At 76.3% G+C, this 23,458-nt stretch carries 23 protein-coding genes; 9 read left to right on the top strand and 14 right to left on the bottom strand.

Translation table 11 applies throughout. From position 1 onward, the window contains the following. Positions 1-71 precede the first annotated feature (71 nt). Together V9U69_RS04640 and V9U69_RS04635 are read right to left on the bottom strand one after the other, a co-directional pair. Complete coding sequence (locus V9U69_RS04640; RefSeq protein WP_337060135.1) at positions 72-245, bottom strand: hypothetical protein; 174 nt, start codon at positions 243-245, stop codon at positions 72-74. A 14-nt stretch (positions 246-259) separates the two neighbouring features. Beyond that, positions 260-823, bottom strand: coding sequence for a GNAT family N-acetyltransferase (locus tag V9U69_RS04635; RefSeq protein ID WP_337060134.1), 564 nt, complete (start codon positions 821-823; stop codon positions 260-262). A 60-nt stretch (positions 824-883) separates the two neighbouring features. Here V9U69_RS04635 and V9U69_RS04630 point away from each other — a divergent pair, with 60 nt between their 5' ends. Beyond that, positions 884-1,993: an adenosine deaminase gene (locus V9U69_RS04630; protein WP_442907591.1), complete on the top strand. Its 1,110-nt coding sequence runs from the start codon at positions 884-886 to the stop codon at positions 1,991-1,993. Between the two features lie 37 nt (positions 1,994-2,030). On the opposite strand, the gene rsgA is transcribed toward V9U69_RS04630, so the two are convergent. The 4 genes from rsgA to V9U69_RS04610 all read right to left on the bottom strand — a co-directional run bounded on the left by rsgA (position 2,031) and on the right by V9U69_RS04610 (position 7,073). Further along, positions 2,031-3,116: a ribosome small subunit-dependent GTPase A gene (rsgA, locus tag V9U69_RS04625; protein WP_337060132.1), complete on the bottom strand. Its 1,086-nt coding sequence runs from the start codon at positions 3,114-3,116 to the stop codon at positions 2,031-2,033. A gap of 73 nt (positions 3,117-3,189) precedes the next feature. Beyond that, positions 3,190-4,836 (bottom strand): methyl-accepting chemotaxis protein, encoded by a 1,647-nt coding sequence (locus V9U69_RS04620; protein ID WP_337060131.1) that lies wholly within the window; start codon positions 4,834-4,836, stop codon positions 3,190-3,192. Positions 4,837-4,981: 145 nt separating this feature from the next. Next, positions 4,982-5,635, bottom strand: coding sequence for a hypothetical protein (locus V9U69_RS04615; protein ID WP_337060130.1), 654 nt, complete (start codon positions 5,633-5,635; stop codon positions 4,982-4,984). A 55-nt stretch (positions 5,636-5,690) separates the two neighbouring features. Then, complete coding sequence (locus V9U69_RS04610) at positions 5,691-7,073, bottom strand: aldehyde dehydrogenase family protein (RefSeq protein ID WP_337060129.1); 1,383 nt, start codon at positions 7,071-7,073, stop codon at positions 5,691-5,693. Positions 7,074-7,139: 66 nt separating this feature from the next. On the opposite strand from V9U69_RS04610, the gene V9U69_RS04605 reads away from it, so the two are divergent. Next, positions 7,140-8,693, top strand: coding sequence for a PHP domain-containing protein (locus tag V9U69_RS04605; protein WP_337060128.1), 1,554 nt, complete (start codon positions 7,140-7,142; stop codon positions 8,691-8,693). Between the two features lie 19 nt (positions 8,694-8,712). Here V9U69_RS04605 and fmdA read toward each other — a convergent pair whose 3' ends face one another. Together fmdA and V9U69_RS04595 are read right to left on the bottom strand one after the other, a co-directional pair. Further along, positions 8,713-9,966 (bottom strand): formamidase, encoded by a 1,254-nt coding sequence (gene fmdA, locus V9U69_RS04600; RefSeq protein WP_337060127.1) that lies wholly within the window; start codon positions 9,964-9,966, stop codon positions 8,713-8,715. Between the two features lie 44 nt (positions 9,967-10,010). Next, positions 10,011-10,166, bottom strand: a complete 156-nt coding sequence (locus V9U69_RS04595; RefSeq protein WP_337060126.1) for a hypothetical protein — start codon at positions 10,164-10,166, stop codon at positions 10,011-10,013. A 321-nt stretch (positions 10,167-10,487) separates the two neighbouring features. Between V9U69_RS04595 and V9U69_RS04590 the strand changes: the two genes are divergently transcribed. Next, entirely contained in the window at positions 10,488-11,384 is an 897-nt protein-coding gene (locus tag V9U69_RS04590) for an alpha/beta hydrolase (protein ID WP_337060125.1), read from the top strand. Positions 11,385-11,437: 53 nt separating this feature from the next. On the opposite strand, the gene V9U69_RS04585 is transcribed toward V9U69_RS04590, so the two are convergent. Beyond that, positions 11,438-13,168 (bottom strand): phospho-sugar mutase, encoded by a 1,731-nt coding sequence (locus V9U69_RS04585; RefSeq protein ID WP_337060124.1) that lies wholly within the window; start codon positions 13,166-13,168, stop codon positions 11,438-11,440. A 61-nt stretch (positions 13,169-13,229) separates the two neighbouring features. Between V9U69_RS04585 and V9U69_RS04580 the strand changes: the two genes are divergently transcribed. Genes V9U69_RS04580 through V9U69_RS04565 form a run of 4 tightly spaced genes read left to right on the top strand, consistent with a single transcriptional unit; the run spans position 13,230 to position 16,238 of the window. Further along, on the top strand, positions 13,230-13,385 hold the full coding sequence (locus V9U69_RS04580) for a hypothetical protein (protein ID WP_337060123.1): 156 nt from the start codon (positions 13,230-13,232) through the stop codon (positions 13,383-13,385). Between the two features lie 53 nt (positions 13,386-13,438). Beyond that, positions 13,439-14,485: an NADPH:quinone reductase gene (locus V9U69_RS04575; RefSeq protein ID WP_337060122.1), complete on the top strand. Its 1,047-nt coding sequence runs from the start codon at positions 13,439-13,441 to the stop codon at positions 14,483-14,485. Beyond that, positions 14,482-15,141 carry a nucleoside/nucleotide kinase family protein gene (locus V9U69_RS04570; RefSeq protein WP_337060121.1) on the top strand — a complete coding sequence of 220 codons (660 nt, stop codon included), beginning with the start codon at positions 14,482-14,484 and terminating at the stop codon, positions 15,139-15,141. Before V9U69_RS04575 ends, V9U69_RS04570 begins: the two co-directional genes overlap by 4 nt. Positions 15,142-15,164: 23 nt before the next feature. Continuing rightward, on the top strand, positions 15,165-16,238 hold the full coding sequence (locus V9U69_RS04565) for a CobW family GTP-binding protein (RefSeq protein WP_442907583.1): 1,074 nt from the start codon (positions 15,165-15,167) through the stop codon (positions 16,236-16,238). A 10-nt stretch (positions 16,239-16,248) separates the two neighbouring features. On the opposite strand, the gene V9U69_RS04560 is transcribed toward V9U69_RS04565, so the two are convergent. The 3 genes from V9U69_RS04560 to yidD form a co-directional block, all read right to left on the bottom strand. Beyond that, complete coding sequence (locus V9U69_RS04560) at positions 16,249-17,883, bottom strand: hypothetical protein (RefSeq protein ID WP_337060119.1); 1,635 nt, start codon at positions 17,881-17,883, stop codon at positions 16,249-16,251. After that, a complete protein-coding gene (locus V9U69_RS04555) occupies positions 17,880-18,773 on the bottom strand; it encodes an ABC transporter ATP-binding protein (RefSeq protein ID WP_337060118.1) in 894 nt (297 codons plus the stop codon). The genes V9U69_RS04560 and V9U69_RS04555 overlap by 4 nt, the downstream gene beginning before the upstream one ends. 123 nt (positions 18,774-18,896) lie before the next feature. Then, positions 18,897-19,178, bottom strand: coding sequence for a membrane protein insertion efficiency factor YidD (gene yidD / locus V9U69_RS04550; RefSeq protein WP_337060117.1), 282 nt, complete (start codon positions 19,176-19,178; stop codon positions 18,897-18,899). Positions 19,179-19,412: 234 nt separating this feature from the next. Here yidD and V9U69_RS04545 point away from each other — a divergent pair, with 234 nt between their 5' ends. After that, positions 19,413-20,441, top strand: a complete 1,029-nt coding sequence (locus V9U69_RS04545) for an ATP-binding cassette domain-containing protein (RefSeq protein ID WP_337060116.1) — start codon at positions 19,413-19,415, stop codon at positions 20,439-20,441. Next, a complete protein-coding gene (locus V9U69_RS04540; protein WP_337060115.1) occupies positions 20,438-21,232 on the top strand; it encodes an ABC transporter permease in 795 nt (264 codons plus the stop codon). The genes V9U69_RS04545 and V9U69_RS04540 overlap by 4 nt, the downstream gene beginning before the upstream one ends. Before the next feature lie 84 nt (positions 21,233-21,316). Here V9U69_RS04540 and V9U69_RS04535 read toward each other — a convergent pair whose 3' ends face one another. Both V9U69_RS04535 and V9U69_RS04530 read right to left on the bottom strand, forming a co-directional pair. Further along, positions 21,317-22,411 (bottom strand): quercetin 2,3-dioxygenase, encoded by a 1,095-nt coding sequence (locus V9U69_RS04535; RefSeq protein WP_337060114.1) that lies wholly within the window; start codon positions 22,409-22,411, stop codon positions 21,317-21,319. After that, positions 22,408-23,367 (bottom strand): alpha/beta hydrolase, encoded by a 960-nt coding sequence (locus V9U69_RS04530; protein WP_337060113.1) that lies wholly within the window; start codon positions 23,365-23,367, stop codon positions 22,408-22,410. The genes V9U69_RS04535 and V9U69_RS04530 overlap by 4 nt, the downstream gene beginning before the upstream one ends. Between the last annotated feature and the right edge of the window lie 91 nt (positions 23,368-23,458).

Genomic DNA, 23,458 nt, shown 5'->3' with positions numbered 1-23,458 from the left:
ACGCTACGTCCGCCCCGCGCGCCCCGCCCGGCGAGCGGCGCCAGCGGTGCGGTCCACCCCGCGGGGAGCGGTCACCCCGGAGCGGCCCAGGGATCCACGAGCTCCAGCCCCGGGTGGGTGAAGTCGCCGGTGTTCCGGGTGGCCAGCCGAGCGCGGCGGGAGCGGCTCACGGCGGCGGCGGCGCGCAGCGCGTTGCGCCGACGCCCCTCGGGCAGCCTGGCGGTGCCGCACCTGACCTCGGCCACCGTGGTGGCGGTGGTCAGCGCGGCTCCGCGGGCGGCTCGCCCGCCAGGCCGTCCTCGCCCAGCGTGCGCTGCCACCACGTGACGTCCCGCCACGCGCCGTGCTTGAACCCGACCCTCCGGTAGGTGCCGACGCGCTCGAACCCCATCGCCGCGTGCAGCCCGGCGCTGGCCTCGTTCGGCTCGGCCACCCCCGCGAACAGCGAGCGGTACCCGCGCCGCTCCAGCCGCGCGAACAGCTCCCCGTACAGCAGGCGTCCGACGCCGCTGCGGCGGCGGCCCAGCTCGGCGTACACGCTCACCTCGCACGACCAGCGGTAGGCGGCGCGGCCGGAGAACGGCCCGGCGTACGCGTACGCCACCACGCGCGGGCCCCGCTCGCCGGGTTCCTCGGCGACGACCCAGGCGTGCCGCTCCTGCGCCCGGGCGATGCGCCGGGCCAGCTCCGCCGCGTCCGGCGGCTCCGACTCGAAGGAGATCGCCGTCTCGCGCACGTACGGGGCGTACAGGGCCGCGCAGGCGGCGGCGTCGTCGGCGGTGGCGTCGCGCACGCTCAGCGCGGCCGGGGCGGGGGAGGACACGCCCGCAGGTTAGGAGCGGGCCGGGGCTGTCAGGATCGGGGGGTGAGCACTCTCGACGACATGCGCGCCCTGCCCAAGGTCTCCCTGCACGACCACCTCGACGGCGGCCTGCGGCCGTCCACCATCGTGGAGATCGCCTCGGCCAACGGGCACACCCTGCCCACCACCGACCCCGAGCAGCTCGCGGAGTGGTTCCGCGAGTCCGCCGACTCCGGTTCCCTGGTCCGCTACCTGGAGACGTTCGAGCACACCGTCGCCGTCATGCAGGACGCCGAGTCCCTGGCGCGCGTGGCGACCGAGGCGGTCCTGGACCTCGCCGAGGACGGCGTCGTCTACGGCGAGCTGCGCTACGCCCCCGAGCAGCACCTGCGCGGCGGCCTCACCCTCGACGAGGTCGTCGTCGCGGTGGAGGAGGGGATGCGCCGCGGTGAGCGCCTGGCCGCCGAGGCCGGGCGCACCATCCGCGTCGGCACCCTGCTGACGGGCATGCGGCACGCCGACCGGTCCCTGGAGATCGCCGAGCTGACCCTGCGGCACCGCGACGACCCGGACGGCCGCGTCGTCGGCTACGACATCGCCGGCGCCGAGGACGGGTTCCCGCCCGCCCGCCACCGCGAGGCGTTCGACCTGCTGCACGCCGCCCAGTTCCCCGTCACCATCCACGCCGGGGAGGCCGCCGGGGTGGAGAGCATCGCCGAGGCGCTGTTCCCGTGCCAGGCGCAGCGCATCGGCCACGGCGTGCGGATCGTCGAGGACATCGAGTTCACCGGCGGCACCGACCGGCTCGGCCTGCCGAACGCCCGGCTCGGCCGGGTCGCGAACTGGGTGCGCGACCGCGGTGTGGTGCTGGAGCTGGCCCCGTCGAGCAACGTGCAGACCGGCGCGGCCACCAGCGTCGCCGAGCACCCCGTCACCGTCCTGAAGGACCTGGGCTTCTCGGTGTCGGTGAACACCGACAACCGGCTGGTGTCGGCCACCAGCCTCTCGCGGGAGTTCGCGCTGCTGGCCGACGGGGCCGGCTGGACCCTGGAGGACGTCGAGCGGGTCACCATCACCTCGCTGGCGGCGTCGTTCCTGCCGTTCCCGGACCGCCTGGCGCTGGCCGCCGACGTCATCCGGCCCGCGTACGACGCGGCGCGCGAGGCGGCCCGCGGCGGCGCGCAGGGCTGATCCCGCACAGCTGACCCCGGAGCCCCGGGGGAGGGGTTCAGGGGCGCGGGCGGTGCGCGCGCTGCTGCCGGTGGATCGCCTTCCACCGCTGCGTGCGCTCCGCCCGCAACCGCGCGTCGGTGCGGGCGGCGAGGAACTCCTGCTCGCGCTCCAGCTTGCGGTAGCTGTCCAGCCGGCGCCGGTCGACCACCCCGGCACCGATCGCGGCCAGCACCGCGCACCCGGGTTCCGACGTGTGGGTGCAGTCGCCGAACCGGCAGTCCACCGCGAGGTCCTCCACGTCGGCGAACGTGCGCTGCAGGCTCTCGGCGGCACCGCCCCCGCGCAGGCCGACGGCGCGCAGGCCGGGGGTGTCCACGAGCACCAGCCCACCGGGCAGCGGCAGCAGTTCGCGGTGGACCGTGGTGTGCCGGCCCTTGCCGTCCCCGGCGCGCACGGCGGCGGTGGCGAGGCGGTCCTCGCCGAGCAGCGCGTTGGCGAGGGTGGACTTGCCCGCCCCCGAGGGGCCGAGGAGCACGACGGTCCCGGACAGCTCCCCGCGCAGCTCCTCGATCCCCGCACCGCGCTCGGCGCTCACCGCGTGCACGCCGGCGCCCAGTGCGGCGGACTCCACCTCGGCCAGGGCGGTCGTGAGTTCCCGCCCGGACAGCAGGTCGGTCTTGGTGAGCACCACCAGCGGCCGGGCGCCGGAGTCCCACGCCAGGGTGAGGAACCGCTCGACCCGGCCCAGCGGGGCCCTGCGGGCGGGAGCGACGACCACGACGACGGTGTCGACGTTGGCGGCCAGGACCTGCTCGGTGGAGCGGCCGGAGACCTCCGCCCGGCTCAGCGCGGTGCGCCGGGGCAGCACCGCGAGCAGTTCCGGGTCCGTGCCGGCCAGGCCGAGCACCACCCAGTCGCCGGTGGTGGGTTCCGGCAGCAGAGCGCGCGGTGCGCCGACGCGCTGCGGGCCCAGCGGGGTCTGCACGTCGAGCGCACCGCGGTGGGTGCGCACGACGCGGGCGGGCACGAGCGGGCCGGGGTGGTCGCGGTGGTGCTGCGCCAGCGCGAGTTCCCAGCCCTCGTCCCACCCGTACGGGTCGAGGGGGTGCGCGGTGTCCCTCTCCTGCGCGGAAGTCGTCACGCGACGACGGTAGGAACCTCCCGGCACCGCGGGCGAGGGGTTTTCCGCGGTGCCGGGCCGGGTCAGCGGCGGGTCAGTAGCGGAACCTCGCCACGAGGGCGCTCAGCTCCCGGGAGGTCCGGGCGAGATCGGCGCTGGTCTGCTGCGACTCGGTGACGGCCTGGGCGGTGGAGGAGGCGGCGTCGGCGACGCCGGCGATGTTGGTGGCGATGTCGCCGGACGACGCGGCGGCCGCGGCGACGTTGCGGTTCATCTCCGCCGTCGTGGCGGTCTGCTCCTCCACCGCGGACGAGATCGTCACCTGGAAGTCGTTGATGCGGCCGATGATGGCGGAGATCTCCCCGATCGCCCCCACGGCGCCGGTGGCGTCGGACTGGATGGCCTGCACGCGCCGGGAGATGTCGTCGGTGGCGCGGGCGGTCTGCTGGGCCAGTTCCTTCACCTCGCCGGCGACGACGGCGAACCCCTTGCCCATCTCCCCGGCCCGGGCGGCCTCGATGGTGGCGTTCAGCGCCAGCAGGTTCGTCTGCTCCGCGATGGCGGTGATGGCCTTGACGACCGAGCCGATCTCCTGGGAGGACTCGCCCAGCGCGGCGATCGTGCGGCTGGTGGCCTCCGCGACGTGCACGGCCTCGGAGGCCACGCGGGCGGCCTCGTCGGTGTTGGAGGAGATCTCGCGGATCGAGGCGCCCATCTGCTCCGAGCCGGCCGCGACCGTCTGGACGGTGGAGGAGACCTCCTCGGCGGCGCCGGAGACCACGCCCGCCTGCGCGGAGGTCTCCTCCGCACCGGCGGCGATCTGGGTGGAGATCGCCGACATCTGCTGCGCGGAGGCCGCGACGCCGGCGGAGGCGGTGTCGATGGTGCCGACCAGCTCGCGCAGCTGCGCGGTCGCGGCGTCCAGCGACTGCGCGGTGCGCCCCAGCTCGTCGGCGGAGGTCAGCCCCGCGGTGCGGGTCAGGTCGCCGCCCTTGAGGCCGTCGGCGACGGCCTGCACCCTGCCGAGCCCGGCGGCCAGGGAGCGGGCGACGAGGGCACCGGCGGTCAGCGCCACGGCGATGCCCACCACCAGCAGGACCAGGACGGTGGTGCGGCTGGTCGTGTAGGTCGCCTCGACGTCGGCGGCGAGCTCGTCGACGGCTGCGCTGTCGATCTCGCGCAGCGTCGCGAGGGCCTCGTTCATGGCGGCGGTGTGCTCGCTGAGCTGTTCCTGCACCTCGTTCACCCGCTCCAGGTCGCCGGCACGGCTGGCCGGCAGGCCCTCGGCGTCACGCAGCTCGGTGTAGGCGGCCCAGTTCTCCTCGAAGGCCTGCACGTGCTCCTGACGCCCGGTCTGGTCGGTCAGCTTGTAGGCGGCCAGCGCCTCCTGCACCGCGTCGCGGTCCTCGACGAGCTGCTGCTCCTTGTCGGCCTTGGCCGCCGGGTCGGTGCTGATGACGTGGCTGAGGAAGTCGATGCGGGCCTCGCGGAACTGCACCGCGACGTCGTCGATGGCGCGGATCGCGGTGACCCCCTCCTCGTTCATGGACGTGGCGCTGTCCCTCACCGTGCTCAGGGAGCGCAGCCCCGTCACGCCGACGAGGACGCCTACCAGCGCGGCCAGGCACACGGCGGTGAGGACCTTCACGGCGATGCCGCGGTCGGCCCACCACGAGCCGGCGCTCCTGCGGTCGGGGTCGTTCGTGGTCACCGGTTCCTCCGAGTGGGTGGTGGTCTTCACCGCTCGCATCGGCAACCACCCCTGTCGGCTGGAGGATGCGGTCCCCGGGCACCGGTCTCCCGCGCACCCCGCCGTTCCTCCGACGGGTTCCCCCGGTGATCGAGGAAGTCGTCACCTCCTCGATCACCGGGGGGAGGGGGGGCGGTCAGCCCGCGAGGGAGACGTCGCGGAGCAGGGGCGCCAGGAGCCCGGCGTCGGAGGGCGGTCCCGCGCCGTCCGGCGGCAGCACCCGGGTGCCCGCGGCGGCCGCCGCGCGGCGCACCGCGGCGGTGAACTCCGGCCCCGCCCAGCGCGCGTCCAGGACCTCCACGCCACCGGCCAGCAGCGCGGTGGTGGCCGCATCGCCCGGCAGCGCGGCCGCGGCCCCGTCGCCGAACTCGGTGACCACGGCGTCCGCCAGCCGCTCCAGCGCCCCGCCACCGGTCAGCACGCACGAACCGCCGGCGGCCAGGACGGCCAGCGCGCTGCGCACGGTCGGCAGCAGCCGCCCGCCGCCCAGCACGCCCACCACCGCCGGCGGGACGCTGCCGGGCAGCCGCGGCACGAGCAGGTCGAGCTTGTCGGCCCACCCGGCCCAGCGCACCGCCGTGTCGATGCAGAAGTCGACCGCCGCCAGCGCCTCGGAGAGCCGGCAGCGCTCGGTGCGGCGCACCAGGTCCACCAGGTCGGTCCGCCGCGCCTCCAGGTCCACCGCGACGGACAGCAGGGCGCGCCCGCGCACCAGGGGAGCGGCCGCGCCGGTGGCGGCGGCCGCCACCGGCGCGGCCGCGAGCACCTTGCGCACCACGTCCTCACCCACGCCCACCCCCACGCCCGGCCCCGAACCCGGGTCCGGCTGCGCGCCCGCCGGCCGGTCAGCCACGGCAGGCCCGCAGCAGCAGCCGTGCGTCCAGGCGCGCGTCCGGGCCCGCGGGCGCGTCCAGGCCGAGGCGCTCGCGGTGCGCACCGGCCAGCCAGCCGCGCCGCTCGGGACCGCTCGGCCCCCACACGGTGACGGCGGTGGCCTCCGCCAGCAGCGTGCGCGGGTCGACGCCGTCGCGCACGGTGCGCACGCCCAGGACGGGCCCCGGCGGGGGCGGCAGGGTGCGCCGGCCGGTGGCGACCACGGCGGGCGCCGCCCACCAGCCGCCGCTGGGCAGCCCCGGCGGCAGGGCGGCCGCACCGGCGACGGCGGCGGCCGCGCGCGCCACCTCCGGCGACGGGCACGGGCCGACGCGGGTGGTGCGCTCCAGCGGGTCGCCGACGGGCAGGACCGCCGCGGCGGCGTCCAGCCGCGCCACCACCGCCTCGGCGAGCGGTTCGACGACGAGCACCCGCGAACCGCCGGGGCGGCCGTGGGCGCCGTCGGCCAGGCCGGCCAGCAGGGCGGGCAGCACCGCGTCCAGGTCCGCACCGGCCAGCACCACGTCCACGGCCGTGGTGTCGCGGTCGGCCACCAGGGGGGTGCCGCGGTCGGCGAGGTCGAGGGCGAGCTCGCGCAGCTGCTCCGCGGTGCCGTCGGCGCGCACCGCGAGCAGCCCGTCCGCCTCCCACAGCACGGCGTCGGCGACGGGGTCGCGCCCGGGGGCGCTGGCCACGAGCCCGTCGGGCAGGCCGGCGTCGGCGCAGGCGCGCACGACGCGCTCGGCCACGGGCGCGGACTGCGCGTCGGGACGCAGCAGGACCCCGGCGCCCGCGGCCAGCCCGGCGACCACGGCGGTGAGGACGGCCGCCGGGGCGCTGCGCCAGGTGGTGAGGACGGCGACGGCGCCGCCGGTGGCGGGCCGGGCGTCGAGGGCGTCGAGCTTGTCGGCCCACCCGGCGGTGGAGAAGGCCGCGTCGAGCAGCCGGGGGCCGTCCACGGCCAGGCCGGCGGCCACGGGGCGCCCGGTGGTCAGGGCGCGGGTGACGGCCAGGGGGTGGACGTGCTCGGCGAGGACGTCGGCGAGGGTGAAGAGGTGGCGGGCCCGGTCCTCGCCGCTGAGCCAGGCCCACTCGGCGCGGCTGACGGCGACGACGCGCTCGAGCAACCGGGTGAGGACGTCGTGGGCGGTGTCGGCGACGGCGAGGAGGCGCTCGCCGGTGGCGGGTGCGGTGACGTCGGTGCGCGGGGAGGTGCCGTCCCCGCCGGTGGCGGTCAGCTCGGCGGGCAGCGCGGCGAGCGCGGCGTCCTCGCGCGGGGGGCCCTGTGCGCGCCCCGGCTGCTCGCGGAGGTGCCGGGGCGCCCTCCCCGGTGCCTCCGGTAGTTGCGGCGTCACGGTGCGTGAGTCTACTGAGGTGCGGCTCGATTCCCCGGGCGAACGGCGCACTGGCAGGGTGGGGCCGTGCACTCCCACGGCCCCACCGCCCCGCCCCCGCCCGTCTGGGAGAGCGTCGCCGCCTCCGACGGCGACACCCGGGACTTCGCCTGGTACGCCGGGGACCACCACATCCACACCACGTTCTCCCGCGACGCCATGTACACCGTGGACGACCAGGTGCGGCGCGCGCGCGAGTGCGGGCTGGACTGGATGGTCATCACCGACCACGGCGGCCCCGACCACGCCAAGCAGTCCGTGGCGCTGCAGACCCCCCTCATCGCGCAGGCCCGCCGCGACCACCCCGTGCTCGTGTTCCAGGGCATGGAGTGGAACATCCCCGGCGCCGAGCACGCCACGTTCATCGCCCCCGACCACGAGGGCACCCCGGACCTGCTGGAGCGCTTCGAGCGGATGTTCGACGGCGACGTGGTCGCCGCCGCCTCCAACCCCACCGGTCCCCGGCTCATCGAGCACTCCGTGCAGGGCGGCCCGGAGGCCGAGCGCCTCGGGCTGGACGCGCTCGCCTGGCTCGTGGAGGAGCTGCGCACCGGAGCGGTCGGCGAGGCGCTGGTGCTCTCCAACCACCCGATGCGCACCGGGCGCGTCTCCCCGTCGAAGGTGCGCGGCTGGCGCGACGCCGCCCCGGGCGTGTTCGTCGGCTGGGAGGGCGCTCCCGGCCACCAGGCCGCGGCGCTGCCGGCGCCTCTGGGCCGCGGCCGCGGGCGCGGGCAGTACGACGAGTCGCCGGGCCGGTGGTCGTTCCCCGGGTACGACCTGGACCAGTACCGCACCTGGGGCGGTTTCGACGCCGCCACCGCGCGGGTCGGCGGGTTGTGGGACTCCCTGCTCGCCGAGGGGCTGCCGTGGTGGATCACCGCGAACTCCGACAACCACTTCGACCACGGCGACACCGTGGCCGTCGAGAACCCGGACCGCTCCTACTACGTCGAGCACGGCCACCGCGGCGCACCCGTGGACACCGGTGTCCCCCAGCACGGGTACGTCGACTTCGCGCCGGGGTTCTACTCGCGCACCTGCGTGGGCTCGCCCCGCCGCGACTACCGCTCCGTCATGGGAGCCCTGCGCGCCGGCCGGGTGTTCGTCGTGCACGGCGGGCTGGTGCGGGCGGTGGAGGCCCGGGTGCGCCCGGGAGGTCAGGGCCCCGGCGTCACGTTCGGCGCGCGCACCTCGGTGCGCCGCGGCGGCGACGTCGAGGTGGAACTGCTCGTCGACCCGGCCACCGAACCCAACGGCAGCGGGGAGGTGCCGCGCTCGGCGCGCTGGGACGTCATCGTCGGCACCGTCACCGGCCGCGTCGCCGACGCGGAGCGGGACTTGTGGCAGGCGCCCGGCACCCGTGTCGTCGAGAGCTTCGAGGTGCCCGCGAACGCGCGCGGGCGCCAGCGGTTCTCGTTCACCCTGCGCGGTGTGCAGGACCCGTTCTACGTGCGCTTCCGCGGCGGGGACGGCCGGCACGCCGACACCGACGGCCACCCGCTGGTCGACCGGATCGGCGACTCCGACCCGTGGGACGACCTGTGGTGCTACACGAACCCGGTGTTCGTCGACGTGGAGTGAGCCGGCGCCCCGCTCCGGGTCAGAACGCGGAGCGGGGCACGCCCATCCCCGGGTCGATGCGCGCGGGGCCGCCGGGGGAGGGGCGCACGTCGACGTCGAAGATCGCCGTGGGCAGGTACACGGTGGCGCACGAGTTCGGGATGTCGACCACGCCGGAGAACCGGCCCTCGATCGGGGCGGCACCGAGGACCATGTACGCCTGCTCCGGGGTCCAGCCGAACTTCGTCAGGTAGTCGATGGCGTGCAGGCACGCGCGCTGGTACGCCAGCTGGGAGTCCAGGTAGCGCTGCTCGCCGTCGAGGGTCACCGACGTGCCCGAGAACGCCAGCCACTGGCTGTACTGCGGGGCGGTGTTCCCGGGCAGGAAGACGGCGTTCTCCGTGACCCCGTAGGTCTCCATCCCGCCGCGGATGACGTCGACGTGCAGGTCGATGAAGCCGCTCATCTCGATCGCGCCGCAGAAGGTGATCTCCCCGTCGCCCTGGGAGAAGTGCAGGTCGCCCACCGACAGGTTCGCCCCGTCCACGTAGACGGGGTAGAAGACGCGCGTGCCCTTCGTGAGGTTCTTGATGTCCTGGTTGCCGCCGTTCTCCCGCGGGGGTGCGGTGCGGGCCGCCTCGGCGGCGACGCGGTCGAACTCCGCGCCGGTCAGGTTCCCCAGGATCGCGTCCTGCGGCAGTGGCGGCAGGGCCAGCGGCGGCACGCGCTCGGGGTCGGTGGCGATGAGGGCGCCCTCGCGCTGGTTCCAGCGCGCCAGCAGTTCCGCGGAGGGCGCGGTGCCCATGAGGCCGGGGTGCACGATGCCGGTGAACGACACCCCCGGGACGTGCCGGGAGGTCGCCGTCTGACCCTGGAAGTCCCACACCGCCTTGTAGGCGTCCGGGAACTGGTCGGTGAGGAAGCTGCCGCCGTTCTGCTTCGCGAAGATCCCCGTGTAGCCCCACCCCTGACCGGCCAGCGGCCCGGAGTCCTCCTGCGGGATCGGCCCCACGTCCAGGATGTCGACGACGAGCAGGTCACCGGGCCGGGCGCCCTCCACGGCGATCGGGCCGCTGAGGACGTGGACCCGTGACAGCGGGGCGTCCCTGATGTCGTCGGCGGAGTCGTCGTCGTGGATCGCCCCGTCGAACCACTCGCGGCAGTGCACCCGGAACGAGTCGCCGGGTCTCACGCGCACCTGTGCCGGGATGTCGGGGTGCCACCGGTTGTGCCCGACGATCTGCTGCTCGGTGAAGGGTTTCGCGGAGTCCAGCGGGAAGACCACCTCGGGCACGACGCCTCCTGGGTGTGCGCTGCTCGGTTCGGTGCGGGGCCGCCTCAGGGACGAGGCAGTCCGCGGTGCAGGGGGTTCTGCGAGACGGCGGTGCGCCGGCGCGCGGCCGGGGGCGGTGCGGTGACCACGTCGGGCGCATCGCGCGTGCGTTCTGCGTCGTCCACCGCGCGCACCAGCGCGCGCCGCGCGAACGACAGCATCGGCCCCGTGTACGAACGCGGTGCAGCTCGTCCGCACGTGGGGCACTCGAGCGTCGCGGGCGCCGTCCCGATGGGGCGGCTCACCTCCAGCGGACCGTCCCGGTCGCACCGGTACTCGTACTGCGCCACGACACCTCCCGGAGCTGCGGAACGCCACGCCGTCGTGATCGCATGCTTCTCCGGTGCGTGTGGCGCGTCAAGGGTCGTGCCGCCACGAGTTCGCCGACCCGGTGGGACGGCTTCCGCGCACCCTCGGCACACTGGGCGCCGACCGCGACCCCGCCGGGCTCACCGCCGAGCCCCGCACCTGATGGAGGCCCCGTGACCCGCGACGCCGTCGTCGGCTCCTTCCCGTCCCCCGCGGACGGCCTCGCCCTGACCACGTACCGGTGGGCGGACGTGCCCGGCGAGCCGCTGGGCGTGGTGCAGGTCGCGCACGGCCTGGCCGAGCACGGCCGCCGCTACGCCCGCCTGGCCGCCGCCCTGAACGCCGCCGGGTTCGTCGTCGCGGCGAACGACCACCGCGGCCACGGCTCCTCCACGGCGGCCGGCGTCCCGCTCGGCGGTTTCGGCGAGGTGGGGTTCGCCGGGTTCACGGCCGACATCGCCCGGTACGGCGAGCTGCTGCGCGAGGAGCACGGTGGGCTGCCGGTGTTCCTGCTCGCGCACTCCCTCGGCTCCATGGGAGCGCAGAACGTCCTGCTGGAGCGCTCGGACCTGTACGACGGCGTCGTGCTCAGCGGCTCCACCGCCCTGGACGGGCTGATCGACGTGGTGCGCTCGCTGCCGGCGGACCAGCCCGGTCTGGCGGCGTTCAACGCGCCCTTCGAGGACCGCACCGGGTTCGAGTGGCTCAGCCGCGACCCCGCGGAGGTGGACGCCTACGTGGCCGATCCGCTGTGCGGGTTCGCCACCGACGAGGCGATCCTCGCCGGCGCCCTGGCCACCGCCGCCGCGACCGGCGACCCGGCGCGCCTGGCCGGGATCCGCCCCGACCTGCCCGTGCTCGTCGTCAGCGGCACCGAGGACCCCGTCGGGGGTTCGGGCGGCGAGCTGCTGGTGCGCCTGGTGGAGCGCTACCGCGCCGCCGGGGTGCGCGACGTGACGCTGGAGTTGCTGCCGGGCGCGCGGCACGAGGTGTTCAACGAGACGAACCGCGACGAGGTCACCGCGCTCGTCGCGGCGTGGCTGCTGGAGCGGGCGCGCACCCCCCGGTGACCTCGTGGAGGTGAGCACCCGACCGTGCGAGATCACCGGGGGGTGGGGGAGGGTCAGCCGATCCCGGTGGCGTCCCGCACGTCGCGGCGCACCGCCTCCAGCCGCGCGGTGGCCTGGGCCCGGGCGGCGGCGAGCTCCTCCCCGGCCGCGCCGTCCGGCACCTCCACGACGACCTCGCAGTAGCACTTCAGCTTCGGCTCGGTGCCCGAGGGCCGCACGACGACGCGCGCGCCCTCGGCGGTGCGCCAGCGCAGCCCGTCGGTGGGCGGCAGGCCGTCCACCCCGTCGCGCAGGTCCTCCACGCTCGTCACCGCAGCCCCGCCCAGCTCGGTGGGCGGCTGCTCGCGCAGCCGCGCCATCGCCGTGCCGATGAGGGACAGGTCCTCCACCCGGATCGAGACGGGGCCGGTGACGTGCACGCCGTCGCGGCGCGCGACGTCGTCCAGGACGTCCAGCGGGGTGCGCCCGTCCGCCAGCAGCCGCCGGGCCAGCCGCGCGGTGAGCAGCGAGGCGGAGATCCCGTCCTTGTCGCGCACCACCGCCGGGGCGACGCAGTACCCGATGGCCTCCTCGTAGCCGAAGGAGATCCCCGGCACCCGCGCGATCCACTTGAACCCCGTCAGCGCGGGGGAGAACCGGGCGCCGTGGGCGGCGGCGATGCGCTCCAGGCCCTGGGAGCTGACGACGGAGCAGGCCAGGACGGCGCCGGGGGCGGCGAGGTGCTCGCCGAGCACCCAGCCCAGCTCGTCGCCGGACAGCGCCCGCCACGCGGAGCGGTCGCCGCGCTCGCCGGTGGGGACGGCGACGCAGGCGCGGTCGGCGTCGGGGTCCACGGCCAGCACCAGGTCGGCCTCCACGCGGGCGGCCAGGTCCAGCGCCAGGTCCAGCGCACCGGGCTCCTCCGGGTTGGGGAACGCCACCGTGGGGAACGCCGGGTCCGGGTCCGCCTGCTGCGGCACGGCGTGGACGTCGGTGAACCCGCTGCGCCGCAGCGCCTCGGCGAGCACCTCGCCGCCGACGCCGTGCATCGCGGTGGTGACCACCCGCAGCTCGCGCGCCGCCCCCACCTGCTCCGGCAGTTCCGTGGCGGCCAGGACCGCGTCCAGGTAGTCCGCGAGCACGTCCTCGCCCAGGACCCGCCAACCGCTCGCGGCGCGGGGCAGGTCCGCCAGCGGCCCGACCGCCGCGATGGCCGCGGCGATCTCGCCGTCCACCGGCGGCACGATCTGCACCCCGCGACCGTCATCGCCGCCGGCGCGGCCGCCCAGGTAGACCTTGTAGCCGTTGTCCTGCGGCGGGTTGTGGCTGGCGGTCACCATGACGCCGGCGTCGGCGTCCAGGTGCCGCACCGCGAACGCGAGCACCGGCGTGGGCAGCGGGCGCGGCAGCAGCAGCACCTCGCACCCGGCGGCGGTCAGCACCGCGGCGGAGTCGTCGGCGAACTCCCGCGAGCGGTTGCGCGCGTCCAGGCCGATCACGACGCGGGGACGCTCGAAGCGCTGCACCAGCCACGCGCCCAGCCCGGCCGCCGCGCGCTGCACCACGGCGCGGTTCATCCGGTGCTCACCGGCACCCACCGCACCGCGCAGCCCCGCCGTGCCGAACTCCAGCGCCCCGGAGAACCGGTCCGCCAGGTCGGCTGCCGCGGCCGCGTCCCCGCCCTCGGCCGCGGCCAGCACCGCCCGCAGCTCCGCGCGGTCGCCCTCGTCGGGGTCGTCGGCGACCCAGGCCAGGGCGCGCTCACGCAGGTCGTCGGGCAGGGCGGTCGGCTCGCTCGTGCTCACGACGCCGACCCTACGGCCCGGGGGCTGGCGCGGTGGGCGCCCGGCGCGCCAGGCTGAGGCCGTGAGCGACGACGTGAGCACCCCGCCGGCCACGGCCACCCGGGGCGAGGACGAGCTGCGCGTGCCGTTCTGGATCGTGCTGGCCGGGGTCGGCGCGGGCGCCGTCTGGGCGCTGGCCGGCGTCGCGCTCGGCGCGCGGCTGGCCCGCCGCCGCTGACGGGGCGAACGGGTGCGGGAACAACCCTCGGCGGCGGCGGGTTCGGCGCCGGTGTGAAGGCGATCGTCTACAGCGAGTCCGGTGGCACCGACGTCCTGCGGCTGGTGGAGCGGGAGGTGCCCGAGCCCGGACCCGGCGAGGTGCGCGTCCGGGTGGCCGTCTCCGGGGTGAACCCCACCGACTGGAAGTCGCGCAGCGGCGCCACCGCCGCCGCACCGGACGGTGAGGTGGTGCCGAACCAGGACGGCTCCGGCACCGTCGACGCCGTCGGCGAGGGCGTCACCGGCCTGACCCCGGGGGACCGCGTGTGGGTCTACATGGCCGCGCAGGGCCGGCCCACCGGCACCGCGCAGGAGTTCACCGTGCTGCCCGCCGAGCGGGTCCTGCCGCTGCCCGACGGCGTCGGCTTCGACGCCGGCGCCGCCCTGGGCGTGCCGGCCGTCACCGCGCACCGCGCCCTCACCGTCGCCGAGGACGGCCCGCGCCGCCTGGCCCCCGGCGCCCTGACCGGGCGCACCGTGCTCGTCGCCGGTGGCGCGGGAGCCGTCGGCCACGCCGCGATCCAGCTGGCCCGATGGGCCGGCGCCACCGCGGTCGCCACCGTCAGCGGCCCGCGCAAGGCGGAGCTGGCGCGCGCCGCCGGGGCGCACCACGTCGTGAACTACCGCGACGCCGACGCCGCCGAGCAGGTCCGCCGCGTCGCCCCGGACGGCGTCGACCAGGTCGTGGAGCTGGCGCTGGGCGCGAACCTGCAGCTGGACCTGGCGGTGGTCCGCCCGGGCGCGAGCATCGCCGTGTACGCCAACGACGGCGGCGTGCCCGTGGAGCTGGACGTGCGCCCCAACATGGTGCTCAACACCCGCTTCCAGTTCGTGCTCATGTACACGATGGGGCAGCACAACCTCGACGCCGCCGCCCAGGACGTCACCGCGGCGCTGCGCGACGGCGCGCTGCCGGTCGGCGAGGAGCACGGCCTGCCGCTGACCCGCTTCCCGCTGGAACGCACCGCCGACGCGCACGCGGCCGTGGAGGCCGGCACCGTCGGCAAGGTGCTGATCGACGTGGCGGGGGACGTGGCGGGGGACGTGGCGGGCGCGTGAGCGCGGCGCCCACGTTCGCGGACCTTGTCGCGCGGGCCCTGGCGCTGCCGGGGCAGCGGGTGCTGCTGGGCCTGGCGGGGCCGCCCGGCGCGGGCAAGACCACGCTCGCGCGCGCCCTCGTCGCCGCGGTGCGCGCCGCCGCCGGGGACGAGGCCGCCGCCCAGCACGTGCCGATGGACGGTTTCCACCTGGCCGACGTCGAGCTGGACCGCCTCGGGCGGCGCGCGCGCAAGGGTGCGCCGGACACCTTCGACGCCGCCGGTTACGCCGCGCTGCTGCGCCGGCTGCGCGAGCGGGGCCCGGGGGAGGTCGTCTACGCCCCGGCGTTCGACCGCGACGTCGAGCAGCCGATCGCCGGCAGCGTGCCCGTGCACCCCGGCACCCGGCTCGTCGTCAGCGAGGGCAACTACCTGCTGCTGCCCCAGGGGCCGTGGGCGGGCGTGCGGGAGCTGTTCGACGAGGTGTGGTTCGTCGCCGGCGACGCCGAGCAGCGCACCGCCCGCCTGGTGCGCCGGCACGAGGAGTTCGGCAAGGAGCCGGACGCCGCGCGGGCGTGGGTGGCGTCGGTCGACGCGCCGAACGCGGACCTGGTGGACGCCACCGCCTCCCGCGCCGACCTGGTGCTCGCCGGGGACGTCGACCTGCCCGCCACCTGACACCCGCCGTGCCCCGGGGGAGGATGGGGCGCGTGCAGCGCATCCCCGTCGTCGTCCTCGCCGGCTTCCTCGGAGCCGGCAAGACCACCGTCCTGAACCAGCTGCTGCGCTCGGCCGCCGAGGTGCGCCTCGGCGTCGTCGTCAACGACTTCGGCGCCATCGGCGTGGACGCGCTGCTGGTGGCCGGGCTCGCCGACGACACCGTCTCGCTGGAGAACGGCTGCCTGTGCTGCAGCACGCAGGACGGCAGCGTGGAGGAGCTGCTGACCCGGCTGGCGTCGCCGCGCGGCGGCGAGGTGCTCGACGCGATCGTCATCGAGGCCAGCGGCGTCGCCGAGCCCGCCGCGATGGTGCGCCGGGTGCTGCTCAGCGGCGTGGAGGGCATCGAGTACGGCGGCCTGGTGGTGGTCGTGGACGCCGTGGAGTTCGAGACGACCCGGCTGCGCCACCCGGTCCTGGACGACCACGTCGCCATGGCGGACGTGGTGCTGCTGACCAAGACCGACCTCGTGGACGCCGAGGCCCTGGGCGCGGTCGCCGCCCGCTGCCGGGAGCTGAACCCGTGGGCGCCGGTGGTGCCCGCCGAGCACGGGCGCGTCGACGCCCGCCTGCTGTTCGACGAGCGCCCCGCCGTGCAGCGCCAGCTGTCCCTGGGAGAGGCGGTGGACGACCACGGCGGGCACCTGCACTCCGCCTACGAGGCGGTGGAGTTCACCAGCGACGAACCCCTCGACCCCCGCGCGTTCGTGCGGTTCCTGGAGGAGCGCCCCTCCGGCGTGTTCCGCGTCAAGGGCTTCACCCGGTTCGCCGCCCCCTCGCACCAGCAGCGGTTCGTGCTGCACACCGTCGGTGCGGCCGTGCGGTTCGAGCGCACGCCGTGGCCGCGGGGTTCGGCGCGCCGCACGGAACTGGTGCTCATCGGCGCCGGCATCGACGAGGCGGCGCTGCTGGCGGACCTGCGCGCCTGCGTGGCCGCCGGGCCGGTGGCGGACGAGGAGATGGCGATGATGGGCGTGCTGCGCAACACCGAGGGCGTCGACACCGCCGGGCCCGCGGACACCGGTGAGGGCGGGGTGGGCGAGCCCCACGGGGGCTGAGACGGGCGCGTCAGCACAGCAGGTCCCGGCGCCGGTACCCGACGACGCCGACGAGGACGAGCAGCACCGCCACGACCGTCATCACCGCCGCCGCGGCCGCGTCGGCGGGTTCCAGCGGCACGGGCGCCAGGTGCGCGAACGGCGAGACCTCGCGGACCCACGCCGGGGCGCCGGTGCTGTCGGCCAGCACCAGCAGCAGGAAACCCCCCGCGGCCGGCAGCGACCCGATCGGCGCGGTCGCCGCCGGCAGCCACCCGGCGGCGAGCACCGCCGCACCCAGGCACAGCAGCGCCACCGGCGCCGTGCTCCACGTGCCGCGCAGCGCCTCCGGCAGCGTCAGGCCGCCCCCGGTGGTGGTGACCCCCGCCCACGTGGCGAACCCCGCGACGGTCAGCAGGGCGAGGACCCCGGCGGCCGTCACGGCCACCTCGGCGCCCAGCAGGCGCACGCGCCCCACCGGGCCGGCGGCGAGCAGCGCCAGCCGACGGTCGGGTTCGGCCGCCACGAGCGCCGCGATCCGCACCGCGGCGAACACGCCGACCGGCACCGGCAGGAGCGAGAACACGGTCGCGGTGAAACCGCGCACGCTGTCCAGGGCGGAGAAACCCGCCTGCCCGGCCAGGTCGCGCACGGCCGCGTCCTGCGCCAGGAACTCCGTGACGGCGCTCGCCGTGGTGCCGATGAGCAGGTAGTAGGCACCGACCCCCGCGGACCACCCCACCAGCGGCCGCAGGCAGCGGTGCACCGCGAAACCCTCCACCGAGCCGAGCAGCCCCGTGCGGGCGCGCCGGTGCGCGGAGCGCGCGAGCAGCCCCTCACCCACGTCCCGCCGGCCGGCCAGGGCCAGCGCCGCCGCGGCGAGCGCAGCCGCCGCCGCGAGCAGGAGCAGGACGGGCAGCACCCGGTCCTGCGCGTACGGCCGGCTGAGCTCCAGCAACCCGAACGGCGAGGCCCAGCGCAACGCCTCCCAGCCGGGCACCCCGTCGGCGACGGCCCGGGTCAGCAGGCCCGCGCCGAGGACCGCGACGGCCGCCCCGGCGGCGGCCGAGCGGGTCGCGAGGACCTGCGCGGCCAGTGCGGCGACGGTGGTGGCGAACAGCCCGAGGGCGGCGACCCCGGCGCCGTGGACGGCGGCACCGGCCGCCGGGGTGCCGGTGAGGACGAGCGCGGCGGCCAGGGCCGCGCCCGTGGCGAGCACCACCACCGCGACCGCGAGCAGGTGCCGGCCCACGACCGCGCGCAGGCGCACGGGGCCGGCCAGCAGCAGGTTCCAGCGTCCCGTCTCCTCCTCCCCGCGGGTGGTGCGAGCGGTCGCCAGCGCGGCCCACACGCCCAGGAGGACGGCGACGGGGGTGCCCGAGCGCCACACGGTGAAACCCCCGGCGCTCTCCAGCGCGACCGGTTCGCCGAACAGGGTGCGCACGGCCGGGTTGCGCGCGATGCCCCGCAGGGCGGCGAGGGTCGCGGGGTCGGCGGCCAGGGCGTCGAAGCTCGCCGCGACGGTCGCCGTCAGGGCGACGGCGACGAGCAGGGTCGCCAGGCCGCTGCGCCGCACCTGGCGCAGCGCCAGGCGCCCCACGGCCCGGCCGGCGCTGCCGGGGAGGGCCGGGGCCTGCGCGGGTGCGGGGGAGGTGCGCGTGCTCACCGCACCGCTCCTTCCCCGTAGTGGTCCAGGAAGACCTCCTCCAGGCGGGGTTCTCGCACGCTGAGCGCGGTGACCCGCGCGGCCGCCAGCTCCCGCAGCACGGGTGCGGGCGAGCCGGTGAGCGAGAACCGCAGCCGCCCCCCACCGGCGTCCTCCACCCCCTCCACGCCCGGGAGCCCGGACAGGTGCGGCGCCGCACCGGTGAACGTGACGGTCACCTCGCTGCGGTGCAGGTGCCGCAGCTCCGGCACGCCGGCGACCTGCACGAGCCGTCCGGCGCGCAGGATCCCGACGCGGTCGCACACCGCCTCCACCTCGGCGAGCTGGTGCGAGCACAGGAACACCGTGCGCCCCTGCTCGCGCGCCTCGACGACGGCGCGGCGGAACTCGCGCTCCACCAGCGGGTCCAGCCCGCTGGTCGGCTCGTCCAGCACCAGCAGCGGTGCCCGGCTGGCGAAGGCGGCCACCAGCGCGACCTTCTGCCGGTTCCCGCTGGAGTAGGTGCGGGCGGGCTTCGAGGGGTCCAGGGCGAACCGCTCCACGAGCTCGTCGCGCAGCGCGGTGTCCGTGCCCGGGCCGGTGGCGGCCAGCAGGTGCAGCACCTCGGCCCCGGTCAGCTTCGGCCACAGCGCCACGTCGGCGGGCACGTGCGCGAGGAGGCGGTGCGCGCGGACCACGTCGGCGGTGTCGACGCCGAACACCTCGGCCCGGCCGGCGGTGGGCCGGGCGAAACCGAGCAGGAGGCGGATGGTGGTCGACTTCCCGGCGCCGTTCGGCCCGAGGAACCCGAACACCTCACCCGCGGGGACGTCCAGGGACAGGTCGTCCAGGGCCGTCGTCCGGCCGTAGCGCTTGGTGAGGCCGACGGTGCGCAGCGCTGGTCCGCTCACGGTGGGGAACCCTTCCGGTCGTCGTGGATCTGACCGCCGACCAGGCTTCCCGGCACACCGCGGGGCAGCGTACGCCTGCTGCGCCGCGCGCGACAGGGGGTTCCCTCCCCGGCCGCGCTGCGCTCAGAAGCGGAACGGGATGGGGATCGGCCCGCAGCAGCACACCCCGCGCACGTCGCTCGCCATGAGCAGCGACGCCGCCCGGTAGCAGGCCAGGAAGCGCGTCGCGCTCGGCAGCACCCCGCCGAGCACGCCGCGCCGGCGCACGATCTCCCGCACGGCCCCGGAGCAGGAGTCACCGCCGTGGGCGACGCGGTGCGCGCAGGAGAACCCCTTCCGGGGGGAGACGCGGCGCTGGTAGGCGTCGCAGAGGGCGTCGAACGCGCGGGCGGCCGGGCTCGTCATGCCCCGACGCTAGCCCCGTCCGTCACCTCCGGCTCGTCGGGACCGCGGCCCGGCAGCACGGCGATCCGGCGGGACCGTGGCCCCGCGGAACCGTCGCCCCGGGCACCCGAACTCCCCGGGCACCGGTGCTCGGGGCGGCGATGAGTCCGGCGCCCCGCACCGGTCACCCCCTCGACGGCTGGTGGACGACAAAGGAGCGGCGTGGTGTCGGAGGTCTTCCCTAGGGTTCCGGTCATGGCAACGGCGAGCACGGCGGCCGCGCGGGCGGTGTCCCCGGCGGTCGAAGCACGGGGACTGGTGAAGAGGTACGGCGACGTCACCGCGGTGGCGGGCGTCGATCTGGCGGTGCCGGCCGGCACCGTCCTGGCCCTGCTGGGCCCGAACGGCGCGGGCAAGACGACGACGGTGCGGATGCTCACGACGCTGCTGGTCCCCGACGAGGGGACCGCGAGCGTGGCGGGCGTCGACGTCGTGGCCGACCCGCGCGAGGTGCGCCGGCGCATCGGCCTGTCCGGCCAGTACGCGGCGGTGGACGAGAACCTCACCGGGTTCGAGAACCTCGACATGGTGGGGCGGCTGTACCACCTGGGACGCAAGCGCTCGCGCGAGCGCGCGTGGGAACTGCTGGAGCAGTTCGACCTCACGGACGCGGCCAAGCGGGTCGCCAAGACGTACTCCGGCGGGATGCGCCGCCGCCTGGACCTCGCGGGCGCCCTGGTGGCCGAGCCGCCGGTGCTGGTCCTGGACGAGCCGACCACGGGGCTGGACCCGCGCAGCCGCAACGACATGTGGGAGCTGCTGACGCGGATGGTCGGCGGCGGCACCACGCTGCTGCTGACCACGCAGTACCTGGAGGAGGCCGAGCGCCTCGCCGACGACATCGTCGTCATCGACCACGGCCGCGTCATCGCCCGCGGCACCGCCGACGACCTCAAGACCCAGGTCGGCGGGCAGCGCGTGGAGGTCGTCGTGGCCGCCGACGGCGACGTCGACGCCGCGGTCGCGGTGCTGCACGAGGTGGCCGTCGGCGAGCTGCAGGTGGAGCGCCGCGCCCGGCGCGTCACCGCACCGGTGACCTCGGGCACGCAGGTGCTCGTGCAGGTGCTGCAGCGCCTCGGGGAGGTGGGCATCGTGCCGCTGGACGCGGGCCTGCGCCGCCCCACCATGGACGACGTCTTCCTCACGCTGACGGGCAAGCCGACGGCCGAGGTCGCCGGCGACGACGAGCCGGCGCGGCCGGCGCAGGAGGGGGTGCGGCCGTGAGCGCGGTCGGGACGGTGCTCGCCGACAGCTCGGTGATCGCCAAGCGGAACCTGCTGAAGATCACGAGGATCCCCGACCTGCTGGTCGGCACCCTCATCTCGCCCATCATGTTCATCCTGCTGTTCGGGTACGTCTTCGGCGGTGCCATCCAGGTGGAGAACTACCGGGAGTTCCTGGTCCCGGGCATCTTCGCGCAGACGGTCATCTTCGGCGCCACCGTCACCGGTGCGGGCATCGCGGACGACATGCAGAAGGGCATCATCGAGCGGTTCCGCTCGCTGCCGATGACGCAGTCGTCGGTGCTCGTGGGCCGCACCGCGTCCGACGTCGTCCTCAACGTCATCGTCACGGTCATCATGTCTCTGACCGGTCTGGTGATCGGCTGGCGGATCCGCACCTCGTTCCTCGACGCGGTCGTCGGTTTCGCCCTGCTGCTGCTGTTCGCCTACGCGGTCTCGTGGGTGATGGGGCTGCTCGGCCTGCTCATCCGCACCCCGGAGGCGTTCAACAACCTGACGTTCCTGACGATCTTCCCGCTGACGTTCATCACGAACGCCTTCGTCCCGCTGGAGTCCTTCCCCGGGCCGCTGCAGACCATCGCGCAGTGGAACCCCGTCTCCACCTTGGTCCAGGCGGCGCGGGAGCGCTTCGGCAACGTGCCCCCGGGCACCGAGCTGGGCACCTGGTCGCTGCAGAACTCCGAGCTGTACACGCTGCTGTGGATCGTGGTGATCCTCGCGGTGTTCGTGCCGCTGGCGACCCGGCAGTACCGGCGGGCCGCGGCCCGCTGACACGCGGCGCGCTGGAGCCGCGCGCGCGACGGCCCCCGTCCCCGTGGTGCGGGGACGGGGGCCGTCGTCGCGCTGCCCGTCGCGTCAGATGCCCAGGCCGGCGGTGCGCTCCGGGGGCGGGCCCACCAGCACCAGGTCCAGCTCGTCCTGCAGCTTCTGCAGCACCGCCACCGGCGGGGGGCCGACGAGGTCGGTGCTCTCGCTGCTCATCGTCCCCGGCTCCGGGTAGGAGCGGTCCTGCGTCGGCGAGCCCAGGACGCTGAAGAAGGGCTCGAACACGTCCGGGGTGAGGATCCCCAGCATCTCCGTGCGGTGCGCGTCGAACGCGAACGTGTGGATCGTCCCGGCGGGGGCGTGCACGAAGTCGCCGGGGGTGAGCAGCACCTCCGTGCCGTTGACCCACAACCACACCCGCCCGGACAGGCACAGGAAGTTCTCGGTGTGCTCGCGGTGGAAGTGCCGGCCGAAGTAGCGGCCCGGTGCGCCGACCGTGTGGATGGCGAAGTACCGGTGGTCGGTGTTCCGGCCGCGCGAGAGGTACGTGTACAGGGCGTCCGGGGTGCGCAGCCGGTCGCCCTCCCCGCCGCGCAGGAAGTACGGCTCGACACCGCCGGGCAGGTCGGCGTCCCACTCCTGGCTCGCCTGCACCTCCGCGAGGGACGGGAACGTCACCCCCAGCGGCTCGCCGGCCTCCCGGCGCCGCTCCGGCGACGGCGGTCCCGACGGGCGGTCGCGGTGGGCGTGCACGTCCACGGGCGTGCCCAGCGCCTCGACGAGGGCGAGCGCCCCGCCGGGCGCGGCCCACGTCAGCAGCCGCGTGCCGTGGGCCAGGAACCGCCAGGCCAGCGGCGTCCCCGCGGGGACGTTGAACGAGTCGCCGGGCACCAGCACCCGGCTGGCGCCGCCCAGCCAGACCTGCGCGCTGCCGCGGACCAGGACGAAGGAACGCTGCTGGTCGCGGTGGACGTGGTGGGCGGTGAACGCGCCGCGGGGGCCGTCGACCCACGCGGCGTCGAACAACCCGCCCGTGTCGGCGGCCCGGGCGAACACCGTCCACAGCTGCCCGTCCAGCTCGTAGCGGTGCCCCTCGCCGTGGGCGACGTAGTACGGCACGGGCTCGCCCGGCAGCGCGTTGCGCACCGGTGCCAGCCCGTGCACGGTCTCCAGGTCGACGCTCACGCGGTCTCCTCTCCCATCAGGTGGCGGGCGAGGAAGTCGCCCACCTCGTCGAACGAGAACGTGGCCGGGCCGCTGCGCTCGCCCCGCCCCGGCAGGAACTCCCGGACGGTGGAGGGGGCGCGCCCCTCCCGCTCCAGCCGCCCGTCGTCGAAGACCCGCGGCCCGGGCACCTCCACGGCACCGGCGGGGTTGAGGAACCCGTGCCGGTACCCGTCGAGCAGGTGCAGGGTGCTCTCCACGCCGGCGGCGACCAGTGCCTCGTGCAGCGCCACGCTCTGGTCGGGGCGCACCAGGACGTCCGCGGTGCCGTGCGCGACGTGGAACGGCGGTGCGGCGGCGCTGACGTGCGTCAGGGGCGAGGCCGCCCGCGCCAGCTCACGCCGCTCGGCCGGCGGACCGCCCAGCAGGCGGGCCTCGGGCGCGTTCGCCCCGCTCATCGCCGCCGGTGCCGAGGCGGGCGCGTCGGCCACCACGCGCTCCAGATCGACGGGCCCGTAGCCCTCGGCGACGGCCTGCACGGCGGCGTGCGGCTCGCCGTCACCGACGTCCTCACCGGGCAGCACCGCGACGTGGCCGGTGACGCCGGCCAGCGCGGCCAGGTGACCACCGGCGGACGAGCCCCACAGCCCGATCCGGTCGCCGTCCACGCCCAGCGCGCCGGCCTCGCGGCGCAGGAACCGCACGGCGGCGCGCACGTCGTGCAGCTGCGCGGGGAAGAGCGCCCGGCCGCTGAGGCGGTACTCGATGCTCGCCATCGCCAGGCCGCGGGCGGCGAAGAAGCGCGCCAGGTCCGGGGCGAGGTGGCGGTCGCCGGTGAACCAGCCGCCGCCGTGCAGCCAGACCACGACGGGGGCGGGCCCGGCAGCGCCCGGCGGGAGCACCAGGTCGGCCAGCAGCGGGCCGCCGTCCCGCTCGGCGAACTCCAGGGTCGTGCGGGTCGGGGCCTCGTCGCTCACCGCGGCATCCTCGGCGACCGCGGGCCGGAGCACCAGGACGCGGATCGCAACGACCGTGAGGAGGAACCTCACGGTGCGCGGTCCACGGCGC

The organism is Kineococcus sp. G2 (assembly GCF_037154035.1).
Taxonomy (GTDB): domain Bacteria; phylum Actinomycetota; class Actinomycetes; order Actinomycetales; family Kineococcaceae; genus Kineococcus.
Note: the sequence above shows the minus strand (reverse complement) of the source record. Positions and strands in the feature narration are given on the sequence as shown.